The organism is Pseudomonas fluorescens (assembly GCF_902498195.1).
GTDB classification, from domain to species: domain Bacteria; phylum Pseudomonadota; class Gammaproteobacteria; order Pseudomonadales; family Pseudomonadaceae; genus Aquipseudomonas; species Aquipseudomonas fluorescens_BU.
In genome coordinates this window covers 350731-377106 of the sequence record NZ_CABVIY010000004.1, presented here as the reverse complement: position 1 = coordinate 377106, position 26376 = coordinate 350731, and the positions used below count along the sequence as shown (strand labels likewise).

The 26376-nt window shown below is 62.8% G+C and carries 21 protein-coding genes; 8 read left to right on the top strand and 13 right to left on the bottom strand.

What is annotated here, in order from left to right; translation table 11 throughout:
* Positions 1–228 precede the first annotated feature (228 nt).
* Positions 229–1248, top strand: coding sequence for an alpha/beta hydrolase (locus F8N66_RS16935; protein WP_150771265.1), 1020 nt, complete (start codon positions 229–231; stop codon positions 1246–1248).
* A gap of 196 nt (positions 1249–1444) precedes the next feature.
* Positions 1445–2872 carry a mechanosensitive ion channel family protein gene (locus F8N66_RS16925; protein WP_150771263.1) on the top strand — a complete coding sequence of 476 codons (1428 nt, stop codon included), beginning with the start codon at positions 1445–1447 and terminating at the stop codon, positions 2870–2872.
* 123 nt (positions 2873–2995) lie between these two features.
* Here F8N66_RS16925 and ycaC read toward each other — a convergent pair whose 3' ends face one another.
* The 4 genes from ycaC to F8N66_RS16900 all read right to left on the bottom strand — a co-directional run bounded on the left by ycaC (position 2996) and on the right by F8N66_RS16900 (position 7622).
* Entirely contained in the window at positions 2996–3622 is a 627-nt protein-coding gene (ycaC, locus tag F8N66_RS16915) for an isochorismate family cysteine hydrolase YcaC (protein WP_020796367.1), read from the bottom strand.
* Between the two features lie 69 nt (positions 3623–3691).
* Entirely contained in the window at positions 3692–5530 is a 1839-nt protein-coding gene (locus F8N66_RS16910; protein WP_150771262.1) for an amidohydrolase, read from the bottom strand.
* 30 nt (positions 5531–5560) lie between these two features.
* Complete coding sequence (locus tag F8N66_RS16905) at positions 5561–6166, bottom strand: antibiotic biosynthesis monooxygenase (RefSeq protein WP_150771261.1); 606 nt, start codon at positions 6164–6166, stop codon at positions 5561–5563.
* Positions 6167–6695: 529 nt separating this feature from the next.
* Complete coding sequence (locus tag F8N66_RS16900) at positions 6696–7622, bottom strand: LysR family transcriptional regulator (RefSeq protein WP_150771260.1); 927 nt, start codon at positions 7620–7622, stop codon at positions 6696–6698.
* A gap of 155 nt (positions 7623–7777) precedes the next feature.
* Here F8N66_RS16900 and F8N66_RS16895 point away from each other — a divergent pair, with 155 nt between their 5' ends.
* Positions 7778–8194, top strand: coding sequence for a helix-turn-helix domain-containing protein (locus tag F8N66_RS16895; RefSeq protein ID WP_150771259.1), 417 nt, complete (start codon positions 7778–7780; stop codon positions 8192–8194).
* 136 nt (positions 8195–8330) lie between these two features.
* Here the strand turns inward: F8N66_RS16895 and F8N66_RS16890 are convergent, their stop codons facing one another.
* A complete protein-coding gene (locus F8N66_RS16890; RefSeq protein WP_150771258.1) occupies positions 8331–9773 on the bottom strand; it encodes a catalase in 1443 nt (480 codons plus the stop codon).
* A gap of 133 nt (positions 9774–9906) precedes the next feature.
* On the bottom strand, positions 9907–10482 hold the full coding sequence (locus F8N66_RS16885; protein ID WP_150771257.1) for a flavodoxin family protein: 576 nt from the start codon (positions 10480–10482) through the stop codon (positions 9907–9909).
* Positions 10483–10821: 339 nt separating this feature from the next.
* Between F8N66_RS16885 and F8N66_RS16880 the strand changes: the two genes are divergently transcribed.
* Positions 10822–13626 carry an ATP-binding protein gene (locus F8N66_RS16880; RefSeq protein WP_150771256.1) on the top strand — a complete coding sequence of 935 codons (2805 nt, stop codon included), beginning with the start codon at positions 10822–10824 and terminating at the stop codon, positions 13624–13626.
* Here F8N66_RS16880 and F8N66_RS16875 read toward each other — a convergent pair.
* The 3 genes from F8N66_RS16875 to F8N66_RS16865 form a co-directional block, all read right to left on the bottom strand.
* Positions 13591–15075 carry an ATP-binding protein gene (locus F8N66_RS16875; RefSeq protein WP_150771255.1) on the bottom strand — a complete coding sequence of 495 codons (1485 nt, stop codon included), beginning with the start codon at positions 15073–15075 and terminating at the stop codon, positions 13591–13593. The two genes, F8N66_RS16880 and F8N66_RS16875, sit on opposite strands and share 36 nt — an antisense overlap.
* 164 nt (positions 15076–15239) lie before the next feature.
* Positions 15240–16796, bottom strand: coding sequence for an MFS transporter (locus F8N66_RS16870; protein ID WP_224790495.1), 1557 nt, complete (start codon positions 16794–16796; stop codon positions 15240–15242).
* Between the two features lie 193 nt (positions 16797–16989).
* The gene (locus F8N66_RS16865; RefSeq protein WP_150771254.1) at positions 16990–17940 is read right to left on the bottom strand and encodes a GlxA family transcriptional regulator; all 951 of its coding nucleotides are present in this window, start codon (positions 17938–17940) and stop codon (positions 16990–16992) included.
* A gap of 320 nt (positions 17941–18260) precedes the next feature.
* Here F8N66_RS16865 and F8N66_RS16860 point away from each other — a divergent pair, with 320 nt between their 5' ends.
* A complete protein-coding gene (locus F8N66_RS16860; protein ID WP_150771253.1) occupies positions 18261–18983 on the top strand; it encodes a pirin family protein in 723 nt (240 codons plus the stop codon).
* Positions 18984–19089: 106 nt separating this feature from the next.
* On the opposite strand, the gene F8N66_RS16855 is transcribed toward F8N66_RS16860, so the two are convergent.
* On the bottom strand, positions 19090–19965 hold the full coding sequence (locus tag F8N66_RS16855) for a LysR family transcriptional regulator (protein WP_150771252.1): 876 nt from the start codon (positions 19963–19965) through the stop codon (positions 19090–19092).
* Between the two features lie 112 nt (positions 19966–20077).
* Between F8N66_RS16855 and F8N66_RS16850 the strand changes: the two genes are divergently transcribed.
* Both F8N66_RS16850 and F8N66_RS16845 read left to right on the top strand, forming a co-directional pair.
* Positions 20078–21307, top strand: coding sequence for a YbfB/YjiJ family MFS transporter (locus F8N66_RS16850; RefSeq protein WP_224790494.1), 1230 nt, complete (start codon positions 20078–20080; stop codon positions 21305–21307).
* A gap of 108 nt (positions 21308–21415) precedes the next feature.
* Positions 21416–22417, top strand: coding sequence for an NAD(P)H-quinone oxidoreductase (locus tag F8N66_RS16845; protein ID WP_150771251.1), 1002 nt, complete (start codon positions 21416–21418; stop codon positions 22415–22417).
* Here F8N66_RS16845 and deoC read toward each other — a convergent pair.
* Positions 22411–23094, bottom strand: a complete 684-nt coding sequence (gene deoC / locus F8N66_RS16840; protein WP_150771250.1) for a deoxyribose-phosphate aldolase — start codon at positions 23092–23094, stop codon at positions 22411–22413. The two genes, F8N66_RS16845 and deoC, sit on opposite strands and share 7 nt — an antisense overlap.
* Positions 23095–23216: 122 nt before the next feature.
* Here deoC and deoR point away from each other — a divergent pair, with 122 nt between their 5' ends.
* A complete protein-coding gene (deoR, locus tag F8N66_RS16835) occupies positions 23217–23987 on the top strand; it encodes a DNA-binding transcriptional repressor DeoR (protein ID WP_191623009.1) in 771 nt (256 codons plus the stop codon).
* Here the strand turns inward: deoR and F8N66_RS16830 are convergent.
* Positions 23980–25038, bottom strand: a complete 1059-nt coding sequence (locus F8N66_RS16830; RefSeq protein WP_150771248.1) for an aldose 1-epimerase family protein — start codon at positions 25036–25038, stop codon at positions 23980–23982. The genes deoR and F8N66_RS16830 overlap by 8 nt on opposite strands.
* The gene (gene fucP / locus F8N66_RS16825; RefSeq protein ID WP_150771247.1) at positions 25035–26366 is read right to left on the bottom strand and encodes an L-fucose:H+ symporter permease; all 1332 of its coding nucleotides are present in this window, start codon (positions 26364–26366) and stop codon (positions 25035–25037) included. The genes F8N66_RS16830 and fucP overlap by 4 nt, the downstream gene beginning before the upstream one ends.
* Positions 26367–26376 lie beyond the last annotated feature (10 nt).

Genomic DNA, 26376 nt, shown 5'->3' with positions numbered 1-26376 from the left:
GGTTGACAGTTAAACGCTTTATAGCGGCTTTTTCCCTTTCCAGCACCCTATTAATCTGTGTCCACGGTGCAAATGAACTCCACCGACATCAAACCCGATATCTGTAGGAGCTGCCGAAGGCTGCGATCTTTTGCAGTTGATCCTTTCAAGATCGCTGAAGATCAAAAGATCGCAGCCTTCGGCAGCTCCTACGGGGACGGTAACCTCAAATTTAAAAGGAATTACCCCATGAACATCGTCCAGAAAACCCTGACCACCACCCTGCTCGCCCTCGCGGTCGGCAACGCTTTTGCCGCCGGCAGCCCTGGTGTCGAACACACCACCCAGGCCTTTCTCGAAGCCCTCGCCGCCGGCGGTGGCAAGCCCCTTGAACAACTGAGCCCGAAAGATGCCCGTGCGGTGCTGACCGGTGCCCAGGCGTCGGTGAAGGTGGACCTGTCCGGGGTCGAGGTGAGCGACCGGGCGATCAAGGTCGACGGCCAGGTGATCCAGCTGAAAATCGTCCGCCCGGCCAAGGTCAAGGGCGAGCTGCCAGTGTTCATGTTCTTCCACGGCGGCGGCTGGGTGCTGGGCGACTTCCCGACGCACCAACGGCTGATTCGCGACCTGGTGGTGGGCTCCGGTGCCGTCGCGGTGTACGTCGATTACACGCCGTCGCCGGAAGCGCAGTACCCGACCGCGATCAACCAGGCCTACGCCGCGACCCGCTGGGTGGCCGAGCATGGCCAGGACATCGGCGTCGATGGCAAGCGACTGGCGGTGGCCGGCAACAGCGTCGGCGGCAACATGGCGGCGGTCGTGGCGTTGATGGCCAAGGAACAGAAAACCCCGGCACTGCGCTTCCAGTTGCTGATGTGGCCGGTGACCCACGCCGGGTTCGACAATGGCTCGTACCAGCAATTTGCCGAGGGCCATTTCCTCACCAAGGGCATGATGCAGTGGTTCTGGGACAACTACACCACCGTCCCGGCCGAACGCGCTCAGATCCACGCCTCGCCGCTGAACGCCAGCGCCGAACAGCTCAAGGGCCTGCCCGCCGCGCTGGTGCAGACCGCCGAGTTCGACGTGCTGCGCGATGAAGGCGAAAGCTATGCCCGCCACCTGGATGCGGCCGGCGTCGCGGTGACCTCGGTGCGCTACAACGGGATGATCCATGACTTCGGCTTGCTCAATCCGCTGAGCGCAATTCCTGAGGTGCAAGCGGCGGTGCGTCAGGCGGCGCTGGAGCTCAAGGCTCACTTGAACTGAGCAAAGCCCTTCGCCACACAACCCTGTGTGGCGAAGGGCTTTTCTGTGGGAGCGGGCTTGCTCGCGAAGGTGGCATCACATTCAACATCACAGTGAGCTGATCCACCGCTTTCGCGAGCAAGCCCGCTCCCACAGAAAAGCCCCCCTCAGAAAAACCCATCAGTCAGCCCCTCCCGCCTTTCACCGGAGTTCTTCCATGTCCTTTGTCCTCGCCCACCTGCTGTCCTGGAGCGCCCTGTTGCTGGTGATCGACGCGCTGCTCTGGCACCTCGCGCCCGTCCAGCATCGCGTGGTGCGCATTGGTTTGCGCACGGGCCTGTTCCTGGTCTTCAGCACCCTGGTCATCAATGCCGGCATCAGTCCGTTGCAGGCGCCGTCGTTTGCCGATGACCGCGTGGCGCAACTCGGCGCCACCGCTTTGGGGATTGTCTGGTGGCTGTACGCCGCGCGCGTACTCACCGAAATCATCGGCCTGGTGTTGATGCGCCGCATCGGCCACAGCGGACGGCTGTTGCAGGACGTGATCGGCGCGCTGGTGTTCCTGGCCGCCATCGTCGCGGCGGCCGGTTATGTGCTGGAGTTGCCGGTCAAAGGGCTGCTGGCGACGTCCGGGGTGGTGGCGATCGTGGTCGGCCTGGCCTTGCAAAGTACCTTGAGCGACGTGTTCTCCGGCATCGTGCTCAACACCACCAAGCCCTATCAGGTGGATGACCTGGTGATGATCGACGGCGTCGAAGGCAAGGTGCTGGACATCAACTGGCGCGCCACCCACTTGCTCACCAGCGCCGGCACCACGGCGGTGGTGCCCAACTCGGTGGCAGCCAAGGCGAAGATCATCAACCTCAGTCGTCCGACCCACATGCACGGAGTCTCGATCAGCATCAAGGTGCCCAACCACATCCGCCCACGCCGGGTCCTCGACGCCCTCGATCGCACGCTGCGCGGCAGCAGCAGCCTGTTGCTGTCGCCAGCCCCCAAGGCCGTGCTCAAGGAAGCCGGGGACACCCTGTCCGAGTACGTGGCCAGCGGCTTCATCGCTGAACTGGGGAAAAAAAGCGAAGTGCGCAATCAACTGTTCGACCTCGCGCACCGTCATCTGGAAGCCGCCGGCATTTCCCGGCAACCGGACGGCGTGATCGAACCCTCGACCCGCGCCCGCGCCTTGCTTGACGAGGTGAAAGTCTTCCGCACGCTGAGCAACGAAGAACGCGATCGCCTCGCCGAGTCGATGGTGGCGCAGCAGTACGCGGCCGGTCAGGTGGTACTGGAGCTCGATGAAGTGCCGGACAGCCTGTACGTGATCGCCACCGGCGTGGTCAGCGCCGCCGTGCCCGACGGCACCGGCCGTACCGAAGCCGGACGCATGGGGCCTGGCGAAGTCATGGGCGAGCAAAGCATCCTCACCGACTCACCGTCCCATGCCTGCTTCACCGCCCTCACCTCGTGCATCATTTATCGGCTCGACAAAAACCTCACCCGCGCATGCATGGAGCAACGCAGCGAAGTCGGTCGGGCCTTGAACAAATTGCAAGCGGTGCGCCAGCAGAACAGCCGGTTGGCGTTGATGGCCAAGCCCGCGCCGATCAGGAAAGGGGGATTTCTGGGGTGGTTGCAAAACCGATGACCCCCTGTGGGAGCGGGCTTGCTCGCGAAAGCGGCGTGTCAGTCAGCGTTGATGTCGCCTGACACTCCGGTTTCGCGAGCAAGCCCGCTCCCACATTGGGTTATGTGTGTTGCCAAAGCACTGTTACTTGGCCGTAAACGTGGTGTAGCTGTTGATCAGGTTGCGGTAGTTCGGCAGGCGTTCGGACAGCAGGTTGGCCAGGCCTTCCATGTCGTTGCGCCAGTCGCCTTGCAGCTCGCACGCCACCGAGAACCAGTTCAGCAGGTGTGCACCGGCGGCCGACATGCGCGCCCAGGCGGCTTGTTGCACGGTGGTGTTGAAGGTGCCGGAAGCGTCGGTCACCACGAACACTTCAAACCCTTCGGCAATGGCCGAGAGGGTCGGGAACGCCACGCACACGTCGGTCACTACACCGGCGATGATCAGTTGCTTGCGACCGGTGGCCTTCACGGCCTTGACGAAGTCTTCGTTGTCCCAGGCGTTGATCTGGCCCGGGCGCGCAATGAACGGCGCGTCGGGGAATTGCGCCTTGAGTTCCGGCACGATCGGACCGTTCGGACCTTTGTCGAAACTGGTGGTGAGGATGGTCGGCAGCTTGAAGAACTTGGCGATGTCGCCCAGGGCCAGCACGTTGTTCTTGAATTCGTTGGGCGAGAAATCCTGCACCAGCGAGATCAGGCCGGTCTGGTGATCGACCAGCAGCACAACAGCGTCGTCTTTGTTCAGGCGAGAGTACGGAACGTTGCTCATGGAAAACTCCTTGGTGGATGGTTGTCGCTTGCGTGCCGGACCCGTAGGCCCGGCGCTGTTTAACGGGTATCAGAAGGCAAAGCACGAACAGCCGAAGGCGCCCCAGAAACCGGCGAAATCGCTGACCGGCGCATTCGACAGACGCGCCCGCTCATGGCTGTGGGAATGCACCTGGCACGGCCCGCTGCACACATGAACCTGCGCCTGCAACGGCGAGTCCGGCCGCCAGTGGCCCGGGACTTTCACCACCGGCGACCAGTCCGGCAGCACCGGCACGCTGGCAGGTCCGAGCTTCTCGAAATCGCCAGCGGCGTACACCACCTTGCCGCCGACCACGGTCAGTACCGACTCGATCCACTTGATCGCTTCTTCGTCGACACTGAAAAAATCCGCGCTCAACGCCGCCACGTCCGCCAGTTGCCCGACCTTGATCTGGCCTTTCTTGCCCTGCTCGGACGAGAACCAGGCGCTGCCGTGGGTGAACAGTTCCAGCGCGGTCTGGCGCGACAGGCCTTCGGCGTGCAGCGCCAGGCCGCCCACGGTGCGACCGCTGACCATCCAGTACAGCGAGGTCCAGGGGTTGTAGCTGGAGACCCGCGTCGCGTCGGTGCCGGCGCCAACGGGCACGCCTTCGGCGAGCATGCGCTGGATCGGCGGCGTGGCTTCGGCGGCCTTGGCGCCATAGCGCTCGACAAAATATTCGCCCTGGAACGCCATGCGGTCCTGAATCGCGATACCGCCACCCAGCGCCCGCACCCGCTCAATGTTCTGCGGGGTGATGGTTTCGGCATGGTCGAAGAACCACGGCAAACCGTTGAACGGGATATCACGGTTGACCTTCTCGAACACGTCGAGCATGCGGCTGATGGATTCGTTGTAGGTGGCGTGCAAACGGAACGGCCAGCGCTGCTCGACCAGGTGGCGCACCACCGGCTCCAGTTCGTCTTCCATGCTTTGCGGCAGGTCCGGGCGCGGTTCGAGGAAGTCCTCGAAGTCCGCCGCCGAGAACACCAGCATTTCCCCGGCGCCGTTGTGCCGCAGGTAATCGTCGCCCTGGTGCAACTTGACGCTGCCGGTCCAGTTCTGGAAGTCCGTCAGCTCTTCCTTGGGCTTCTGAGTGAAGAGGTTATAGGCGATGCGAATGGTCAGTTGCTGGTCCTTGGCCAACTGCTCGATCACTTGGTAGTCGTCCGGATAATTCTGGAAACCACCGCCGGCATCGATGGCGCTGGTCAGGCCCAGGCGATTGAGTTCGCGCATGAACTGGCGGGTCGAGTTGACCTGATACTCCAGCGGCAGCTTCGGCCCCTTGGCCAGGGTCGAGTAGAGAATCATCGCGTTGGGACGCGCCACCAGCATGCCGGTGGGGTTGCCGTTGGCATCGCGGACAATCTCGCCACCCGGCGGGTTAGGCGTATCGCGGGTGTAACCGGCCACGCGCAAGGCCGCGCGATTGAGCAAGGCGCGGTCGTACAGGTGCAGGACAAACACCGGGGTGTCCGGCGCCGCCTGGTTGAGTTCTTCCAGGGTCGGCATGCGCTTTTCGGCGAACTGGAATTCGTTCCAGCCGCCCACCACCCGCACCCACTGCGGTGTCGGCGTGCGGTCGGCCTGCTCCTTGAGCATGCGCAGCGCGTCGGCCAGCGACGGCACGCCTTCCCAGCGCAATTCAAGGTTGTAGTTCAAGCCGCCACGGATCAGGTGCAGGTGCGAATCGTTGAGACCGGGAATCACGCAACGGCCCTTGAGATCGATGACCTGTGTGCCCGAGCCGCGCAGCGCCATGGCCTCGGCATCGGTGCCGACCGCGACGAAGCGGCCCTCGCGGATGGCCACGGCGCTGGCGCGCGGGTTTTCCCGGTCAACGGTATGAAACTGGCCATTGAACAAAATCAGATCGGCGTTCATCGCGTTTCCTTAAGGCATGTTTGTAGAGGGCTAAGCGGAATGGGACTGGCCGGCTTCGAGCCACCGGGCGAACAGGCGCGTGGCCAGCGGCATGAAGACGTACACCACCGACAGCACGATGGTCAGGGTGATCAGGAACGTGGCGACCACGTAGCTGGACAGGAAGGCATTGAGTTGCAACAACGGCCCCCAGATCAGCGGCACCAGCAAGGTGTGCGGCAGGATCACCAGCAACGTCACCACGGCCTGCTTCCAGCGCGGCGGTGGCGAGGCGGCATCGGCCAGCGGGGCGAACCAGAATTCGTTGACCGGGTTGACTTCGGTCTGGTCGCCGTCGGCCAGCATCGGCGCGGCTTCGTCGACCAGCGCCTGGCGTTGCGGCGAATCGAGCCAGCGCTGCATGGCCTCGGTGGAACAGAAGCGCAGCACGCAGGTGAACATCTGCAAGCCGGCGTGCTTGCCACGGACCACGTCCACCCCCAGGTGCCCTTCGCTCTGTCCGGCCACCTTGACGATGTTGCGCAGCCAGGCCTCATAAGGCGCTTCAAAACCGGCCTTGATCCGGTGTTTGACGATCAGGGTCACGACTTCATCGAACCCCGGGGCTGGCGTGCTCTGGGAATGGGCTTGAGGCATGACAAAAGGCTCCGGCGAAACAGGTTGAGGGAAATAGTGCCGGTGCGGGGAAGGAAAAAATTGGATGTACGTGCTCTTTTTCGCCGGGCACGCGGATCTGAAACCGATCCGGTTTCCTGTAGGAGCGAGCCTGCTCGCGATGGAGGTTAAAGATGACGAGTGCTGTCTGGATGATCGCGGTGCCTGGACGCCCATCGCGAGCAGGCTCGCTCCTACAGGGGATCGAGTTCATCCGTGAAGACAGGTCGGCTGTCAGGCCGCCTTCGCGAGCAAGCCCGCTCCCACAAAAGCGGTGTGATGTACACCCGCGCTCACCACTCATCAGGCCGAGCGTTAGCTCGCCTGCAGCTTTTGATCTTGATCCACCCGCCCCTCGGGAGGCCTCGTTCCGGCGTTTATCCGGGGGGCAGGCGCGTAGCGCCGTGCGGCGAAACCGCCAGTGGCCGTTACCGCAGGAAATGGATATGTACACCACCAAGAAAATGGTCGGCTGTCAGGCCGCCATCGCAAGCAGGGGCATCCGTGACAATCAGGCAGTGACCGGAATATCCAGAGGCGCTGACATGAACTGACTGATCCGCGAACGCAACCACCGCTCCGCCGGGTCGTTGTCATGCACCCCGCTCCAGGCCATCGACAATTGCGCCGCCTCGATCGCAAACGGCGGATCCTCGGCCCGCAAGCCGCAACCCTCGACCAGCGCGCAAGCCGCATAGTCCGGCACGGTGGCAATCATCTCGGTCCCGGCCAGCAAGGCGCGCAGGCCACTGAACTGCGGCACGCCCAACACCACCTTGCGACAGCGGCCGATCTTCGCCAGGTCCAGGTCGATGTTGCCGCTCAAATCGCCGGAAAACGACACCATGGCGTGGGGCCGCGCGCAGTATTCATCCAGCGTCAACGTCCCCGGCCGGGTGTCGCCACGCAGCACCTTGCAGGGAATGTCGCGCAGTGTCTTGCGCTTGGCATTGGCCGGCAGATCGGTGGTGTAGCTCACGCCCACGGAGATTTCACCGGAGGCCAGCAACGCCGGCATCAACAGGTAATTGGCTCGGCGCACCACGACCACAATCCCCGGCGCCTCTTCCTGCAATTGGCGCAACAACGGCGGGAACAGGCCAAACTCGGCATCGTCCGACAGCCCGATGCGAAACACATCGCAACTGGTGGCCGGATCGAACTCCTTGGCCCGGCTGACCGCGCCGGAAATGGTGTCCATCGCCGGTTGCAGTTCCTTGAGAATCGCCAGCGCGCGGCCCGTCGGCTCCATGCCGCGACCGTTGCGCAACAGCAACGGGTCGTCGAACAGATCGCGCAACCGGCCAAGGGCGGCGCTCACCGCCGGCTGGCCCATGAACAGTTTTTCCGCGACGCGGGTCAGGTTCTTTTCGAACATCAGCGCTTCGAAGATCACCAGCAGGTTCATGTCGACGCGACGCAGATCGTTTCGGTTCATAGGCACGGGTTCCTTGTGTTCAGCCAGGCGCGAGGCAGTGATTGTGTCTGAATTTGCCCGGGACTGCCCGAAATCAACAAGGAATTAACAACGTTTAACTCGCAAGCCAGAGCCCTCGGGTTCAAGAATGAAGCCTACCGACACGGACATTCGCCATGGCTTACTCACAGCAAAACGCCGCCCGCGCGACAGTCACGCCAACGCCAAAGAAAAACGCCGGTGGCCTCAGCCCGCAACGCGAACGGTTAGTGAAACAACTGATCCTCGAACGCCTTGGCGAAACCCTGGAAGTGACCGAGCTGGCCAACGCCTGTTCGTTGTCGCGCAGTCATTTTTCCCGCGCTTTCAAATGCAGCACCGGCCTCTCGCCCCAGGAATGGATCCGCGAACAACGCATCAATCGAGCCAAGCTGTTGATCCAGCACACGGACCTGAGCCTCACGCAGATCAGCCTGGAATGCGGCTTCTGCGACCAGGCACATTTCTGCCACATGTTCACCCGCAGTGAAGGCATCAACCCGTTTGCGTGGCGTTGCCGGACGGTGCGTGCAATAAGCCACGCAACCCGGTAGGCCGGACAAAAAATCCCTCCTGTGAGCGAGCCTGCTCGCGAAGGCGGACTGGCGGGCAACATCGGTGTTGAATGTGCCGGCCTCTTCGCGAGCAGGCTCGCTCCCACAGGGGATCATGATGTCCTGTGGATTTGTATTAGCCCAACGGAACCAGCCGCTCCAATGCTTCGGCCACACCACGTCCATAGGCCGGATCAGCCTTGGTGCAGTTGTCGATATGCCGCTGGCAGATCAATTGCGGAACACCGTTCATGGCCCGCGCCGTGTTGTCGAACAACAGCTGCTGGCGTGCCGGGTCGAGCAGGCGGAACAGGTTGCCCGGCTGCTCGTAGTGGTCTTCTTCAAGCCGGTGATCATAGTGCTGGGCAAAGCCTTCCAGCGGCAGCGGCGGCTCGGACAATTCCTTGGAATCCTCCCACTCCCCCACGCTGTTCGGGAAATAACTGGCGGTGCCGCCCAGGTTGCCGTCAGTGCGCATGGCGCCGTCGCGGTGGTAGCTGTGATGCGGGCAGCGCGGGGCGTTGACCGGGATGTGGTTGAAGTTGACCCCGAGGCGATAGCGCTGGGCATCGCCGTAGGAAAACAGCCGCGCCTGGAGCATGCGATCCGGCGAGAAGCTGACGCCAGGCACCACGTTGGCCGGGGAAAACGCCGCCTGTTCGATTTCGGCGAAGTGGTTTTCGGCGTTGCGGTTGAGCTCCATGGTGCCGACCTCGATCAGCGGAAACTCGCCATGCGGCCAGACCTTGGTCAGGTCGAACGGGTTGTGCCGATAGGTGTTGGCCTGTTCCGGTGTCATCACCTGGATGCACAGTTTCCAGCGCGGAAAATGGCCCGCCTCGATGGTCTCGTACAAATCCCGCAGGTTGCTTTCGCGGTCCTTGCCGACCACTTCGGCCGCCTCGGCATCCGACAGGTTATCGATGCCTTGCTGGCAGACAAAGTGAAACTTCACCCACACCCGCTGGTTGTCGCGGTCGATCAGGCTGAAGGTGTGGCTGCCGAAACCGTGCATGTGGCGGAAGCTGGTGGGAATGCCGCGATCGCTCATGACGATCGTCACCTGGTGCAGCGCCTCGGGCAGCAGGGTCCAGAAATCCCAGTTGCTGGTGGCGTTGCGCAGGCCCGTGCGCGGGTCGCGCTTGACCACGTGGTTGAGGTCGGAAAAACGCAGCGGGTCGCGGAAGAAAAACACCGGGGTGTTGTTGCCGACGATGTCCCAGTTGCCTTCGTCGGTGTAGAACTTGACCGCGAAACCACGGATATCGCGCTCGGCATCGGCAGCGCCGCGCTCGCCGGCCACCGAGGAAAAACGCACGAACAGCGGTGTCTGCTTGCCCACCGAGCTGAAGATATCGGCTTTTGTGTAACGAGTAATGTCATTGGTCACGGTGAAGGTGCCGTAGGCGCCCGACCCCTTGGCGTGCATGCGGCGTTCGGGGATCAGTTCACGGTCGAAATGGGCGAGTTTTTCCAGCAACCAGATGTCTTGCAGGAGCGCCGGGCCACGTGGGCCGGCGGTCTGGATATTGAGGTTATCGGCTACCGGGGCGCCGGTGGCGTTGGTCAGCTTTTTCATGGACGGATTCTCAATGGACTGCTGCTCATCAGGAGCGAAAGCCGGCGCGGATCTACGCCCGCACCGGGGCAGACATTCAGCGTAGAAGCTTTCACCGATCCTGCCGCCTCGATGCCCGCGGCCTTGATCCCGGTCAATCGGCGGCGCGGCCCATCCGCTCGGCCAGCCGCGCCACCCGCTCGCCCAGATGGGCCGCGGTGCAGCGGTCTTCGGCGGGTGGTGCGTCGTTGGGCGACTGTTCGACATTCGACTGGGCCATGGCGCCCAGGGAACTGCCGAGCCGGTTCATTTGTCCGTCGAACACCCCGCTGGCGGAGCGCGCCGGCAGCAGGTCGAGACCGACCCAGAGCATCGAATGCTGGGCAGCGAACACCGCCATCTGCAGCAGGGTGTTGAGCTTGTCGCCGCACAGGCAACCGGAATTGGTGAAACCCGCCGCCAGTTTGTCGCGCCACGGTTGCGCCAGGTAGAACGCCGCCGTGGCTTCCATGAAGCCCTTGAAGGCCGCCGACGCGCTGCCCATGTAGGTCGGGGCGCCGAAGATGATGGCGTCGGCACGGTGCAGGTGGTCCCAGTGTTCGGCCACCTCCTCGACCGCGATCAGCCGGCAGGTGCTGCCCGGGTGACGCTCCACCCCCTGGGCCACGGCTTCGGCCATGACGCGGGTATGCCCGTAGCCACTGTGATAAACCACCACTACGTTGCTCATCCCGGTGTCCTTGTGAAGTGTCAAATCCCTGTAGGCGCTGGCGAAGGCTGCGATCTTTTGATCTTGCCGCTTCAAAAGATCGCAGCCTTCGCCAGCGCCTACAGTTTTGGGCGTGGAGCAGACGGTGGACGAGTTAAACGTTGTTAATTTTCCATAACGCCCCGCACGCCCCGCCACGGCTGCGGCGCCCAATAAAAACGCAGCTGCCTTGCGTACCTGGCAACCGGCGGTCGAAGCGAACACCCGACAGTCCGTCTGATCACCGATTGCGCTGATGAACAAACCTGCGGAATATGCTCCAAAACCGCGAATTAGACGGATGCAGCCAGGAGTGACCCGTTGACCCTTTCCCTCGAACAGGCTGTGCATTTCGGCCCCTACAGGATCTATCCCGGACAACGCCTGGTGCTGGAGGCCGACCAACCCCTGCGCCTGGGCCGACGGGCCATGGACATTCTGTTGATCCTGCTGGAGCACGCCGGGAACGTGGTCAGCAAACAACAGCTGATCGCCAGAGTCTGGCCCGACACGGTGGTGGAAGAGATCAACCTGCGGGTGCACATGGCGGCGCTGCGCAAGGCCCTCGGCGACGGGCAGGCCGGCCAGCGCTACATCATCACCGTGGCCCAGCGCGGCTACAGTTTCGTCGCACCCTACGCCGTGGAGCACATCGAGCCACGCCCGCCACGCGATGCGGCTGAGTCGATCGGGCACAACCTGCCCCTGCGCCGCACCCGCTTGATCGGTCGCCAGACCCTGGTCGACCACCTGGTGACCCAACTGCCGCGCCAGCGCTTCATCACCCTGGTCGGCCCCGGCGGCATCGGCAAGACCACCGTGGCCCTGCGCGTCGCCGAGCATCTGATCGGCCGCTATCGCGACGGTATTCGCCTGCTGGACCTGGCGCCGATCAATGACCCTTTGATGATCACCGGCCATCTGGCCGCGTTGCTCGACCTGTCCCTGCACGATGACGAACCGCTGAACAGCCTCGCCCTGTTCCTGCGCGAACGTCAGATGCTGCTGGTCATCGATAACTGCGAGCACCTGCTCGACCACGTCGCCCTGCTGTGTGAAAGCCTGCTGCGTGGCGCGCCGCTGGTGCATATCCTGGCCACCAGCCGCGAGAGCCTGCGGGCCGAGGGCGAGTTCGTCCAGCGCCTCGAATCCCTGGACTGCCCGCCGCCCATTGCCGTGCTCGACCGCGCCCAGGCCCTGAGTTTTTCCGCATTGCAGTTGTTCGTCGAGCGGGCCACGACCAGCCACGACAGCTTCGAACTGAGCGATGCCGAGTTACCGCTGTTGATCGACATCTGCCGACGCCTCGACGGCATTCCACTGGCCCTGGAACTGGCCGCCGCACAAGTCGCCAGCCTCGGCCTCGGCGGTTTGCTCGCGCAACTGCAAGACAGTTTTCGCCTGCTCCCCCACGGCAGCCACACGAACATGGGCCGGCACCAGACCCTGCGCGCCACGCTGGACTGGAGCTTCGAACTGCTCAGTGCCTGCGAACAGACCTGCCTGCGCCGACTCGGCGTGTTCCGCGGCGGTTTCACCCTGGCGTCGGCCGCGGCGGTGATCGTCGGCGAACACATCGAACCTCGCGAGGTGTTTGGCTCGATCACGCAACTGGTGGCCAAATCCCTGCTCAGCGTGGACGTCGGCGACGAAGAAGTGTTCTACCGTTTGCTCGACACCACCCGCTGCTATGCCCTGGAAAAACTCGACCAGGCCGCTGAATTGCCCGGCACCCGGGAACGCCATGCCGAGCGCTGCCTGGCCTTGATGCAACAGGCACAAAACGAGTGGGAGCAAACGCCGACCGCGTTATGGATCGAGCGTTATGCGCGCAGCCTGGAGGACATCCGCGCGGCCCTCGATTGGGGATTGAATGCCCAGGGCCCGCAGACGCTGGCGATCCGCTTGACGGCGGCGTCCGCGCCGCTTTGGCAGGAACTGTCGCTGCCCAGGGAGCACGGCGGTCATGTGCGCAAGGCCCTGGCCCTGCTCGATGCCACCGCCGAACCCTGCCCGCATTTGAAAATGACCCTGAAGCTCGCCCTCGGCAGCGCCTGCTACCACGCCCAGGGCGGAACGGCCGAGGCCATCGGCGCTTTCGTCACCGCCCGGACCCTGGCCAGGCAGTGCAATGACGTGGTGGGAGAACTGCGCGCCGTTTCCGGGTATCTGGCGGTCAACCTCCTCTGCGGCAAATATCAGATGGCGCTGGAACAAAGCCAGCAATTCGATCGGCTGGGCATGCGAGGCGACCCGGTGCTGTCCCTGAGCATGCATCGCTTGCGTGTGCTGGCGCTGCACTTTGCCGGCGACCAGTCACGGGCGCGAATCAATGCCGAAGAAGTGATCCAGCGCATGGCCCACAGCGGCCACCTCAATCGCTTCACCCATGGTTTTGGCGTGCAGTACGACCAGAGCGTCGCCGCCCTGACCATCCTGGCGCGCGTCCTCTGGATACAGGGTCAACCGGAGCAGGCCTGGCGCACCGCCCGACAAGCCCTGGACATTGGCCTGCAGATCAACCATGGCACGTCCATCTGCTACACCCTGGCGCTCGCGGGTATCCCGATCGCCCACTACAACGGCGATACCCATACCGCTCGCGAGCTGCTGCGCCTGCTGCTGGAACAGGCACAGAAAAACTCGGTACTGCTGTTCTACACCTGGGCCCGGCACTACGCGCAGGTCATCGACGCTGCGGATGCTCAGGTATCGCGGCGTTCGAGCATTGGCTTGATCAAGGAGATCATGGTCACCCTGGACACGGCGCTGGTCGATGACGACCTGCTGGCGCGCGCCGACAGCGGTGCGGCGGGCTGGAGCACGGCGGAGATTCTGCGAGCCCGCGCCGATGCGCTGCTGGCGGCCGATTGCCCGGTCAAAAATTGCACCGCCGAAACCGTGCTGCTCAAGGCGCTCAACGTGGCCAGATCCCAGGGGGCACTGGCCTGGGAACTGCGCAGTGCCACGACCCTGGCGCGACTTTGGCAGCGTCAGGGTCGCTACCTGCAAGCCCACGAACTGCTGACGCCGATCTTCCAGCGCTTCACCGAAGGGCATGCCACGCCCGACCTCGTCGCCGTGCAGCGCCTACTCGGCGAGTTGCAGGACCACCTGCCGCTCTGAGGGCCGATGCGCCTGGCTGATGTAACCGGCGTAGCGCCTTTCGAAAGTGCGCAAGGCGCCGCTGTGTTCGAGTTTTTCCAGCGCGTAACGGCGGGTGGTGTTGAGGAAGCGGTAGCGTTTCACGCCGTTGGCTTGTTCCTGCGACAGCAGCGACTTGAGCGCCAGGCTTTGCAGGACTTTGCTCAGGCTGGCGGGCAACAGCGTGGCGCAACTGACCACGCCCATCGCCGCGTCCAGGGTGAACGCCGACTTGAACACCGCCAGGCGCTGCAACACGGTCTGCTCCACCGGGCTCAGCCGTTCATAACTCCAGTCCAGCGCCGCCTTGAGGGTCTGGTGCCGGGGGACAGCAGTGCGCCGACCCTGGGTCAGCAGCTGGAAGCAGTTATCCAGTTGTGCCTGCAGGCCCACCAGCGCAAGCGCATCGATCTGCGCCGCCGCCAGTTCGATCGCCAGGGGCAAGCCATCGAGCCGCCGACAGATTTCGCGCACGGCCTTGAGGTCCTGTTCACGCAAGGCAAATCCTTGCTGACGGGCGCGGGCACGGCTGACGAACAACTGCACCGCCGAATACCCCATGACTTCATCGACACTGCGCAACGCCGAAGTCGGCGGCACCACCAGCGGTGGCAGCGGCAGCAGGGTTTCGCCGACGGCCAGCAGCGGTTCGCGGCTGGTGACCAGAATCGACAGGCGTGGCGCCGACGCCAGCAGCGTTTCGACCAGGGTGCGGCAGCGTTCCAGCAGGTGTTCGCCGTTATCGAGGATCAGCAACGCATGCCGTTGGCCGAGCGCCTCCAGGGTGGTGCCGATGTCCAGCGCCAGGGCCCGGGTCAGGTGATCGACCACCTGCGCCGGGTCATCGATCATCGCCAGGTCCACCCGCCACACGCCGTCGCGATAATGCTGCAACAGCAATTCGGCGACCCGCAGGGCCACGGTGGTCTTGCCGATACCGCAGGGGCCGACCAGTGTCATAAAGCGCCGCACCGGCAACAGCCGCACCAGGTTGCCCACCACCGCATCGCGGCCGATGACCGGCGTCAACCGTGCTGGCAGGTTGTGTTGGGGCTTGTGCAGGTTTTCGAAGGGGACCGGCGTGTGCTCCGATGCCTGATGCACCGGCGCGACAAAGCTGTAGCCGCGCTGGGGAATATTGACGATGTAGCACTGCCCGTCCTGCCCGTCACGAAAGGCCCGGCGCAGCGCGGCAATGTGCACCCGCAGGTTGATTTCCTCGACCACCGAGCGCGGCCACACCTGAGCGATGAGTGCCGCCTTGCTGACCACCGAACCCGCGTGTTCGAGCAGCACCTGCAGAATATCCAGGGCCCGCCCGCCCAGACGCAACGGCTGATCGCCTTCAAGGACCAGGCGCTGACCCAGGTGGAAGCTGTAGGCACCGAAGCGCAGCACCGTGTCGCTGGGTAAATCTCTAAGGCTATTCATGCACTTTCACCCGCCGGGAGCCTGCTCGGTACGCGAGTCCATCCAGGCCCCGTACCTTCCTTGCAATGAGTTCACGGCTATCTTGGCAGGACTCGGTGACGACACAACCGCCACGGGGGGAGCTTCACGGCCATTACGGTGCGCAAAACGGCCAACCAGATCCGCTAAACCGCAGGCTTGATGGCGCGACTGACGTTGAATCGGACCCATGCCGCGATCACCAGCAACACGATAATCGCCGCCGCCAGCACCGAAAAAACAGAGTTTTCAAAAGCCTGGTGTGCATTCATGACCAGTGAATCGCCAACCGCCCCTGGAAACTGTTCGGCCATCAATATCGCGCTGTCGATGCCGTCCCGGGCCGACTCGGCATTCAAGGTGTCCTCAGGGATGGACAATGTGCGGCTGTAAACGATCGACATCAAGCTGCCCATGATTGCAATTCCCAGTGCTCCACCCAGTTGAACGGTGAGGTCGTCGAAAGAGGCAGCCATCCCCTCACGCTCGGGCCCGGCTGCAGACATCATGGTATGGGACGCAGCGGTCATGCAGGCGCCAAAACAAACACCGAGCAGCAAGAGACAAACCATCTGCAGGAAAATGGGATAGGAGAAGCTCAACAGGAACATGGCGATACCCGCCGCATACAGGGTCAGTACAAAGGCCAGCAACCCTTCGTTCTTGAAACGCAGCAGGAACCAGCCACTCAACGGGCCGCCAACAAGGGCGCCTAATGACAACGGCAGGAAATAGAGCCCCGCCTGCAAAGGCGATAATCCCACTACCAGTTGCAGTCGCTGGCTGAGGACCAGGTTAATGGCCACCAGGCACCCGGCGCCCATCAACCCGGCCAGAAAAGCAGAGCAAAAGACGGGATTGCGAAAGAGCTGCCTATCGATCAGTGGGCTTTCGCTACGCTGGCGACGAGCGAACAGCAAGGCAACGGAAATACAGATCACCAGTGCCACGGCGACAGCTTCATAAGAAGGTACCTGTCGGGCAATTTCATTGATCGCAAACACCAGACTGATTAACGCCACCATGATCTGAAGTGAAGCGATCAGGTCCCAGGGTTGAGCCGAATCGTTCTTGATATTTTTGATCAGTCTTCCCGAGAGCCAGCACGCGATCAAAACGATTGGAACGTTGATCACAAACATCGCCCCCCACCAGAAATACTCAAGTAACAGTCCACCGATCAACGGGCCAACTGCCGCCCCGCCCGAAACAACAACTGCCCAGATAGCAACGGCGATCGATCGTTCGTTGTGATCTTCGAAGGTTGAACTGATGATCGCCAGTGTCGTGGGCATCATGGCGGCCGCCCCGACGCCCAGCAGCGCGCGGGCAAAAATCAACATGGGCGAAGAGGAAGAAAACGCCGCCAGTAACGACGCCACGCCGAAGATGAACAGGCCACTGATAAAAAGGCGCTTATGCCCGATTCGATTGCCTAAAGTGCCAGCCCCTAGCAGTAATCCAGCGATGACCAGTGGATACATGTTCACGATCCAGAGCTTTTCGGAGCTGGAGGCCTGTAACTCGCGGGTTAAAGCAGGTAAAGCGATATAGAGAACCGTCATGTCAATGGCAACTAACAAACACGCCATTGAAACAATGACCAACACCAGCCACCTGTGCCTTGTTGTATTCATGAACTGCTCATCCCCTGTGGCCAGCAACTGTCCAGTTTCGTGTGACATGGCGCTGAAGCGCGCCACGCCGGGCACGAGACCACAAACATCACTGCATGTTCAATCGATAGAAGTTGAGCGCCATTAAATAATAAAACAACAAGTAACTACTGTAGGAATATTCGCGACAACTTGTAGGACTTAAATAACACCCAGATTAAAAACCACGACTGAAACCTGATCCTGCGCATTGCCCGGATCACACAAAAAGGCCCATGGGTCAGCTGAATTGCTCACGGTACTGACTCGGGGTCAGGCCGAGTTTTTCACTGAACAGGAAACGCATGTGCCGCACGCTGCCGAAGCCGCTTTTGAAGGCCACGGTCTTGAGCGGCAAGTCGCTGGTTTCCAGCAGGTTGCGGGCACGATCGATCCTGGCGCTTTGCAGGAATTCCATGGGCGTCATGCCCACTTCACGGGCAAAGACCCGGGCGAAGTGGCGCGCGCTCATGGTCGCCAGGCCGGCCATGCGTTCGATGCTGAAGGTTTCGTCGAGGTGTTCGAGCACATGGTTCTGCACCCGGGTGATCGCCGTTTCCTGGGGCGCCACCGCCGCCATCAACGGACTGAACTGGGCCTGGCCGCCCTGGCGCTTCATCACCACCAGCAACACTTTGGCCACGTCCTGGGCGACTTTCTTGCCATGGTCCCTGGCGACCACCGCCAGTGCCAGGTCGATACCGGCGGTGACGCCACCGGAGGTCATGAGGTTGCGATCCTGGACGAAGATCTGGTCGGTTTCGACGGTGGACTTTGGAAAGGCCTTGATCAGGCGTTCGGTGTAGTGCCAGTGCGTCGTCACGCGGTAGCCGTCAATCAGGCCGGCATGTCCCAGCACGAACGCCCCGGTGCAGATCGAGCCGTAGGCCCTGGATCGGCTGACGTTGTGCCTGAGCCAGTCAAGCAGCGGCGGATGCTTCTCGTTGTAGGCACCGGGGCCGCCGGGCACCAGCAGCAAATCGAAACCGCTACACGCCTGATCGAGCTGCAGATCGGCGTGCACGCTGACGCCATTGGACGCCCGCAACGCGCCGGGCTCGGTGCCAATGGTCGTCAGCACATAGTGCTCGTCGGGCTTGAGGTAGCGGTTGGCAATGGAAAACACCTCCATGGGCCCGGCCATGTCGAGCAGGAGAAAGTCGGGGAACAGCACCATTGCCACGGTTTTCATGGGTTCAAATCACTACGTTCAAAAAAAGGGCTGCTGACCGCACACCGGCCCCTGTGGGAGCGGGCTTGCTCGCGAAGGCCGCGTGTCAGTCACCAACGATGATGAATGTGATATCGCATTCGCGAGCAAGCCCGCTCCCACAGGGTTATGGGTTCGGCATTGCCGTGCATTATGGCGAAGAAGGATGTCAGCGTCGTCTGTCCTTTACTGTCAACCTCAAAGAGACAGTATTTCAATTTCCATCTACTTATTGCACCAACCGATAAACATTAACCTTCTCCTCACTCGGACGAATTCACGTCCCCACAGGAGATTCCATCATGCTGACCCTTCGCAAAGCTACTGATCGCGGCATGGCCAATCACGGCTGGTTGAAGTCGTTCCACACCTTCTCCTTCGCCAACTACCGCAACCCGAAGGAGCAGGGTTTTTCCGACCTGCTGGTGATCAACGATGACCGCGTGGCGGCCGGCAAGGGTTTCGGCCAGCACCCGCACCGCGACATGGAAATTTTCTCCTACGTGCTCGACGGCGCGCTGGAACACAAGGACACCCTGGGCACCGGCTCGGTGATCCGCCCCGGCGACGTGCAGCTGATGAGCGCCGGCAGTGGCGTGGCGCACAGTGAATACAACCACTCGGACAAACGCCCGGTGCACTTCCTGCAAATCTGGATCGTGCCCGACGTCAGCGGCGCCAAGCCGCGCTATCAGCAAGAGCATTTCAGCCCGCAGAAGAAACGCGGCCGCCTGCAACTGATCATCTCGCCGGACGGCGCCAAGGGTTCGCTGAAGGTGCGCCAGGATGCACGCGTGTATGCCGGGCTGATCGACGGCCAGGAAAGCGCCGCCCTGGAACTGGCCGCTGACCGCTATGCCTACGTGCATGTGGCGCGTGGCAGTGTCGAACTCAACGGCATGCGCTTGCAGGAAGGTGACGGCGTGCGGGTCCGCGACGAACAGTTGCTGACCTTGGGCAACGGCGTGGATGCCGAGGTGCTGGTGTTTGATCTGCGGCCACAGGAATTGCCGGAAATGCCATAAACCCCTCTAGGAGCTGTCGAGTGCAACGAGGCTGCGATCTTTTGATTTTCACCAGCAAGATCAAAAGATCGCAGCCTCCGGCAGCTCCTACAGGAAAACCGCCCATTCATTCACCCGTCCCGGAAAACCCCTCGACAATCTCATCGATCACCGCCCGCACCCTGGCCGTGTGCCGCAAGTCGGCATGGGTCACCAGCCACACGTCGTAGGGCAATGGCCGGGTGCGCTCCGGCCACAGCCGGACCAGGCCATCCTTCTCCCCCATGTACACTGACATTTCGCCAATGCCGATCCCCGCCGCGATGGATCGGCGTACCAGCAGGCTGGAGCTCAGGCTGGAGACAATCCGCCCACGGCTCACCGGTTCACTGACCAGCGTCATGTCCTTGGTGCCCTGCAAATACGGCTGATACACCACCAGGTCATGCCCCTCGAACGCCGATCCCGGCGCCGGTACGCCGTGCGCATCCACGTACCCTTGCGAGGCGAACAGGCCTATCGGCCAACGGGCGATGCGCCGGGCGATCAGGTCGGGGTTGTCTGGCCGGGTGTTGCGCACGGCGATGTCGGCCTCGCGCTTGGCCAGGCTGAGGAATTGTGTCGAGGCATCCAGTTGCACCCGCACATCGGGGTGTCGCTGGTGCAGGCGGGCAATGGCCGGAATCAGGAAATCAATCGCCAGGGAATCGGTGGTGGTGACTCGCACGACGCCGGTCAACCGGTCGTCGAGGCCCTGGATCCGACGCTCCAGCTCCAGCGCCGAATGCTCCATTTTCTCCACGGCGCGCATGGCCGCTTCGCCCACGGCCGTCAGCGCATAGCCTTCGGAGGTGCGCAGAAACAGCGTCGCACTCAATGACTTTTCCAGGGCCGTGATCCGCCGGCCGACCGTTGCCTGATCCACACCCAGCACCCGCGCGGCACCGCGCAGGGTCGATTCGCGGCAAACCGCCAGGAATACCCGTGCGTCATCCCAATTCATGGCCTCTCCCAGGTGATGCATTCATGCATCACAGCAAAGTGTAATCGCAGCATTATTGCATCGATTAACCCCGTTATGCTGGACGTCATTGAAATCGCTCAGGACATCGCTCATGTCGCGCCCATCGTCTCCTCCCGGCAATTCGATCTGGCTGCCGATCTTCGCCGGCCTCTGCGCCAGCCTGGTCAGCATCGGCCTGGCGCGTTTTGCCTACACGCCGTTGATTCCCTCGCTGATCCAGGCCCACTGGTTTTCCGCCAGCGACGTGGTGTACCTGGGCGCCGCCAATCTGGTGGGTTACCTGATCGGCGCCCTGATCGGCCATCCGCTGGCTCGCCGCACCTCCAACCGCACCGCGCTGCGGCTGATGATGCTGGCGGTGACCCTGGCGTTTTTCGCCTGTGCCTTTCCGTTGTCGGTGAGCTGGTTCTTCGGCTGGCGCTTGCTGTCCGGTATCGCCGGTGGCGCGATCATGGTGCTGGTGGCGGCGACGGTGTTGCCCCATGTCCCGGCCTCGCGCAAAGGCCTGGCCAGCGGCGCGATCTTTCTCGGGATCGGCCTGGGCATTGCCGGCTCGGGAACAATCGTACCGCCGCTGCTGAGCCTGGGCTTGCAGCAGACCTGGCTCGGTCTCGGCGTACTGGCGCTGGTGCTGACGGCGGCCAGCTGGTTTGGCTGGCCGTCGGCCGCACCCGCGACAGCAACGACCCCCGTCAAGTCCACGCCGGCCCCGATGAATCCGGGGGTGTACCTGCTGTTCGCCCAATACGCATTCATGGCGGCCGGGTTGGTGCCGGCCATGGTCTTCCTGGTGGATTACGTCGCCCGCGGCCTCGGTGCCGGGCAACACGTCGGTGCGCTGGTCTGGGTGATGTACGGCCTGGGCGCGATTGTCGGGCCGGTGATCTACGGCTTCCTGGCCGACCAGCTGGGGGCGAAGCTGGGTATTCGGCTGGTCCTGGCGGTGCAGGCGATCGCGGTGGGCCTGCTGTCGGTGTCCAGCTCGTTCGCGGCACTGGCGTTGCTGGCGGTGATCATCGGCTCGTTCCCGCCGGGCATCGTGCCCCTGGCGCTTGCCCGGGTTCACGAACTGATCCCCGGGCATCATCAGCAACAGATCGCCTGGAGCCGCGCCACGGTTTCATTCGCTACGTTCCAGGCGGTTTCCGGGTTTGCCTACTCGGCGTTGTTCAACGCCAGTGGCGGGCATCATGCGCTGATGTTCGTGATGGCGGCGGGGGCGATTGTCGTGGCGTTATTGCTGGAGTTGGCTGTGCCTGCCCAACGACCGCATGAACAGCACAAATCCACTGTAGGAGCGAGCCTGCTCGCGAAAGCGTAGTGTCAGGCGCCAACAATGCTGGATGTGCCGGCGCCTTCGCGAGCAGGCTCGCTCCCACAATGGCTCAACATTCCGATCTGAAACCCTCGTACACAACAGGTATCCAACATGACACTCCCGCAAACCATGACCCACATCGAAATCACCCAACCCGGTGCCCCGGACGTCCTGCAACCGCGCCAGGTGCCCGTGCCCACGGCGGGCGCCGGCGAAGTGCTGGTCCGTGTGCACGCCGCCGGGGTCAATCGCCCCGATGTGCTGCAACGCGCCGGCCAATACCCGATGAAGCCCGGCATGAACCCCATCCCCGGCCTGGAAGTGGCCGGTGAAGTGGTCGCGGTTGGCGACGGCGTCAGCGAATTCAAGGTGGGCGACAAGGTCTGCGCGCTGACCAACGGCGGCGGCTATGCGCAGTATTGCGTCGTCCCGGCCAGCCAGGCGTTGCCGATTCCCGAAGGCCTGAATTGGGAACAGGCGGCGGCGATTCCGGAAACCTTCTTCACGGTGTGGGCCAACCTGTTCGAGATGGGCGGCGCGCGCCAGGGTCAACGGGCCTTGATCCATGGCGGCACCAGCGGCATCGGCACCACCGCGCTGATGCTCTGCCGCGAATTCGGCATCCAGGCTTTCGCCACGGCGGGCACGGATGAAAAGTGCGCGGTGATTCGTGAGTTGGGAGCCGAAGCGATCCACTATCGCGATCAGGATTTCGCCCAGGTGATCGCCGAGAAAACCGCCGGCCAGGGTGTTGATGTGGTGCTCGATATCATGGGCGGTTCGTACCTCAACAGTAACGTCGCGGCCCTGGCCCTCGAAGGCCGGCTGGTGATGCTCGGCTTCCTCGGCGGCGCGATCGCCAGGGACGTCGACTTGCTGGGCATCATGGCCAAACGCGCCACGGTCACCGGTTCGCTGTTGCGCTCACGCACCCGGGAAGAAAAAGCCGCCATCGCCCGACAACTGCGCGAGCACGTGTGGCCGGTGCTGGCCGCCGGTCGCTGCTTGCCGATGATCGACAAGGTCTACCCGCTCAACGAAGCATTCCGGGCGCATGCGCGGATGGAAGCCGGCGATCACGTGGGCAAGATTGTATTGAGCGTCGCTCAGTAACCCTCGCCCGCCGACTGCGCGCCACTGATGATGGCGATGCCCGAACTGGTGCCCAGGCGCGTGGCGCCGGCTTCGATCATCGCCAGAGCAGTAGGGTAATCGCGCACGCCGCCCGAGGCCTTCACCCCGATCCCCGCGCCGACCGTGCGACGCATCAGGGTGACGTCTTCCACGGTCGCGCCGCTGCGGCTGAAACCGGTGGAGGTCTTGACGAACGCGACTTTCAGTTCGCGACAGATCTCACAGGCCTTGATCTTTTCGGCATCGGTCAGCAGGCAGGTTTCGAGGATGACTTTCAGCGGCACGCCGGCGCAGGCCTGCTTGACCAGCGCGATGTCGGCCTGGACCTGGTCGTACAGGCCGTCCTTCAGCCAGCCGATGTTCAGCACCATGTCGATCTCCCCCGCCCCGGCGGCAATCGCCCGCCCGGCTTCGAACGCCTTGCTGTCGCTGAGCCCGGCGCCCAGGGGAAAGCCGACCACCGCACACACCTTGACCGGATGCCCGGCCAGGCACTGGGCCGCATGGGGCACTTGCCCGGAGTTCACGCACACTGAATAAAACCCGTGTTCCTGCGCCTCGCGGCACAGGGTAGCGATTTGTTCGCGCGAAGCGTCCGGCGCCAGCAAGGTATGATCGATGAACTGCGCCAGTGCCTGGGGTTCGAGGTGTGCCATGGCAAAAACTCCTGTTTGTGTATTCAAATGCCCCTGCGCCACAATCGAGGATCAATCGCGCAAAAACGTTACAAAACTCACATTTAATGTTACTTATTTAACATCAACAATCAACCCCCGGAATGCCTGTGGACAGTAAAAAAGCCGAGCGCCTCAAGCTTATTCAACAAGCCCTGCAAGACCAGAGCGCCATCCACCTGCGGGAAATGGCCGCCCTGCTCGACGTGTCGGAGATGACCCTGCGCCGCGACCTGAGCAAGTACACCGACCACTTGCGCCTGCTCGGCGGCTACATCACCCGCATCCACGATGGCAACGAACCGGGCGATTACCGCGTGGCCGAGCAAGACACCCGGCATGTCGAAGAGAAACGCCGGATCGGCAAACTGGCCGCCGGGTTCATTAAGCCGGGCGATACGGTGTTTTTCGACTGCGGCACCACCACGCCCTTCGTGGTCGATTTCATTCCCGACGAGCTGGCGTTCACCGCCGTGTGCAACTCCCTGAACGTGCTGCTCAAACTCTCGCAAAAACCCAACTGCCAGATCGTGGTGTGCGGCGGTACGTTCCACCGCACCAACCAGGTGTTCGAGAACTCGGCCGAAGCCGGCATCCTCGACAAGGTGCGCCTGACCTGGGCCTTCGTCTCGGCGGCCGGCATCAGCCAGGACTTCGGCGTGACCTGCTTCAACTTCAATGAAGTGGAGGTCAAGCAGAAAGTCCTGCGCCAGGCCCAGCAGCGCTTGCTGCTGGCCGACCACAGCAAGTTCGATACCGTGCGCACCGCGCATTTCGCCGACTTGCAGGACTTCCAGTACGTGGTCAGCGACAAGAAAATCCCCAAGGCCTACCGCGAGGCCATCGCCGCCAGTGGCGCGCAGTTGATCATCTGACCAGGGCCTGTTGCTCCGTGGCGCTGAGGTAGCCGGTGGTCACGCTGAACGCCGCTGTATCCCCTGCCGCCAGCGAGCGCACGTGACCCTTGGCGGACTCGGCGCGATAGCCTTCCGGCTCGCAGGTGGCCGGCAGCACGAAGGCGGCCACCTGTTGATCGGCATTGTGCAAGACCCAGCGCGCGGCATGCTCGAATTGCTCGGGGCGATAGCCGGTGTAGAACGCCGCGCCGTTGGGGTGGCTCAGCAGAAAATGCGCATGGCCGGCCGCGTCAGCCCGCACGCCGTCGAAGAAGAACACGATTTCCGGGTCGTAGAGCGCCGGCTGGTCCAGGCGCTGGAACTGTCCGGGCTCCAGCGCCAACTGCGCCGTGTATTCACTCCAGGCCGGTGTCGGCTTGACGTGGGCCGGCACGCTGCTGCGCAGGCGCACAGCCTCGAACCCCAGCGGCTCGATGAACCGGCCGCCGTCGACATAGGCGTAATTCATGTGCGCCATGTACATCAGGTCCATCGGCTTGGCCGCCAGGTTGGTCACCTGCATATCGATATCGAACAGGCCGGAATCGGCACGCAAGGTCACGCTCGGGCTCGCCAGGTAACGATCGCCGAAACCCTGCACGTATTCGTACTCGCCGCCCAGGCGCAGGAAACTGCCGGCGCTGTCTTCACCCACTTCCAGCCAGGCGCGATCCATGGCCGCGCACGGCATCTCGCCATGCAGCGGATGATCATCCCCGGGGCTCGGGCAGCCGTTGCGCAGCAGGCCGCTGTGAAACATGAAGCAGCCGTAGGTGCCGAGCACCGTCGGGCTGGGCCGGGGCTGGCTGAACAGGTTTTTCATGGTCAGGTCGCAACCGTCGAACACCGCGGACCAGATCATCTGGCCCTGATACGGCAGCACCACCAGATGGCCACGACGGTTGACCAATTCAACGGCCAGCACCCCACTGGGATAGACCCAGGCACTGACCTTGAAATCAACGGATTGGAGCAAGGTCTTGCGCGCTTCGCCGAACAGCGCGGGATAGAGGTGGATGTGCGTGCTCATGAAACCACCGCCGCCGCCACCGGTGCGCGCCCGCTTTGTGATTGACGCAGGCAACGCACCGCGTAGGCCACGATCACGATGAAGCACAGCAGCGGCACGCTGTAGGCCAGCTGCATGTTGCCGCCGCTGTAGTCGGACAGCAGGCCCTGGAAGATCGGGATCACTCCGCCACCGACGATGCTCATCACCAGCAGCGAACCGCCGACACCGGTGTCTTCGCCCAGTCCATCGATGGTCAGGCCGTAGATGGTCGGCCAGCACGGGCCGAGGAACACACTCACACCCACCGCCGCGTAGACCGCCGTGATGTTCGGCACCAGGATGGTGTAGGCCAGCAACACAATGCACAGCACGCCGTACACCGCGAGCACTTTGGCCGGGTGCAGCTTGCGCATCAGCACGTTGGCGATCAGCTTGCCGACGAAGTAGGCGGCGAAGGTGGTCAACAGGAACCACGAGGCACTGCGCTCGTTCATCCCGCCCAGTTGCATGGCCAGGCGAATGGTGAAACTCCACACGCCCACCTGGGCACCGACGTACAGGAACTGCGCCAGCACGCCAAAGGTGAAGCGCGGGTTGCGCCACAGCCGCGACAGGCTTTCACCCAGGCTGGCGGTCTTCTTGCTGACCGGCTGATTGCCCTTGCACGCCGGGAACCGGGTGATGGCGATCAGGATGAACATCAGCACCAGCACCGCGATCATCCATTTGTAAGGCAGCAAGGTGGACTGGATCATTTGCAGCTGCTGGATCGCCGCCTCCGAGGCGCTCATCTGCGTGAGCTGTTCGTGGGTCGCATCGGTGTCCTTGAACATCACGAAACTGCCGACGTAGACCCCGGCCATCGCACCGAACGGGTGGAACGTCTGGGAAATGTTCAGCCGACGGGTGCCGGTTTCCCGTGGGCCCATCAGGGTCGAATAGGTGTTGCAGGCCGTCTCCAGGAACGACAGGCCGGCGGCGATCACGAACAGCGCCAGCAGGAACATGCCGTATTTGGCGGTGGACGCTGCCGGGAAGAACAATAGGCAACCGAACATGTACAACATCAGGCCGATCAGGATGGTGGTCTTGTAGCTGAAGCGCCGGACCACCAGCGCGGCCGGAATCGCCACGAAAAAATAGCCCAGGTAAAACGCCGATTGCACGAACGCCGTCTGGAAATCGCTGAGCAGGAACGCCTTTTTGAAATGCGCGATGAGCACGTCATTCATGCTCGCGGCCGCCGCCCAGAGCGCGAAAATACTGCACAGCAGGATAAAGGCGAACCAGGGCGTGCGGTTCAGGTAGAAACCATCGGCTGTCTGTTGGAGCGGAGGCTTTGTCATTGTTGTTCTC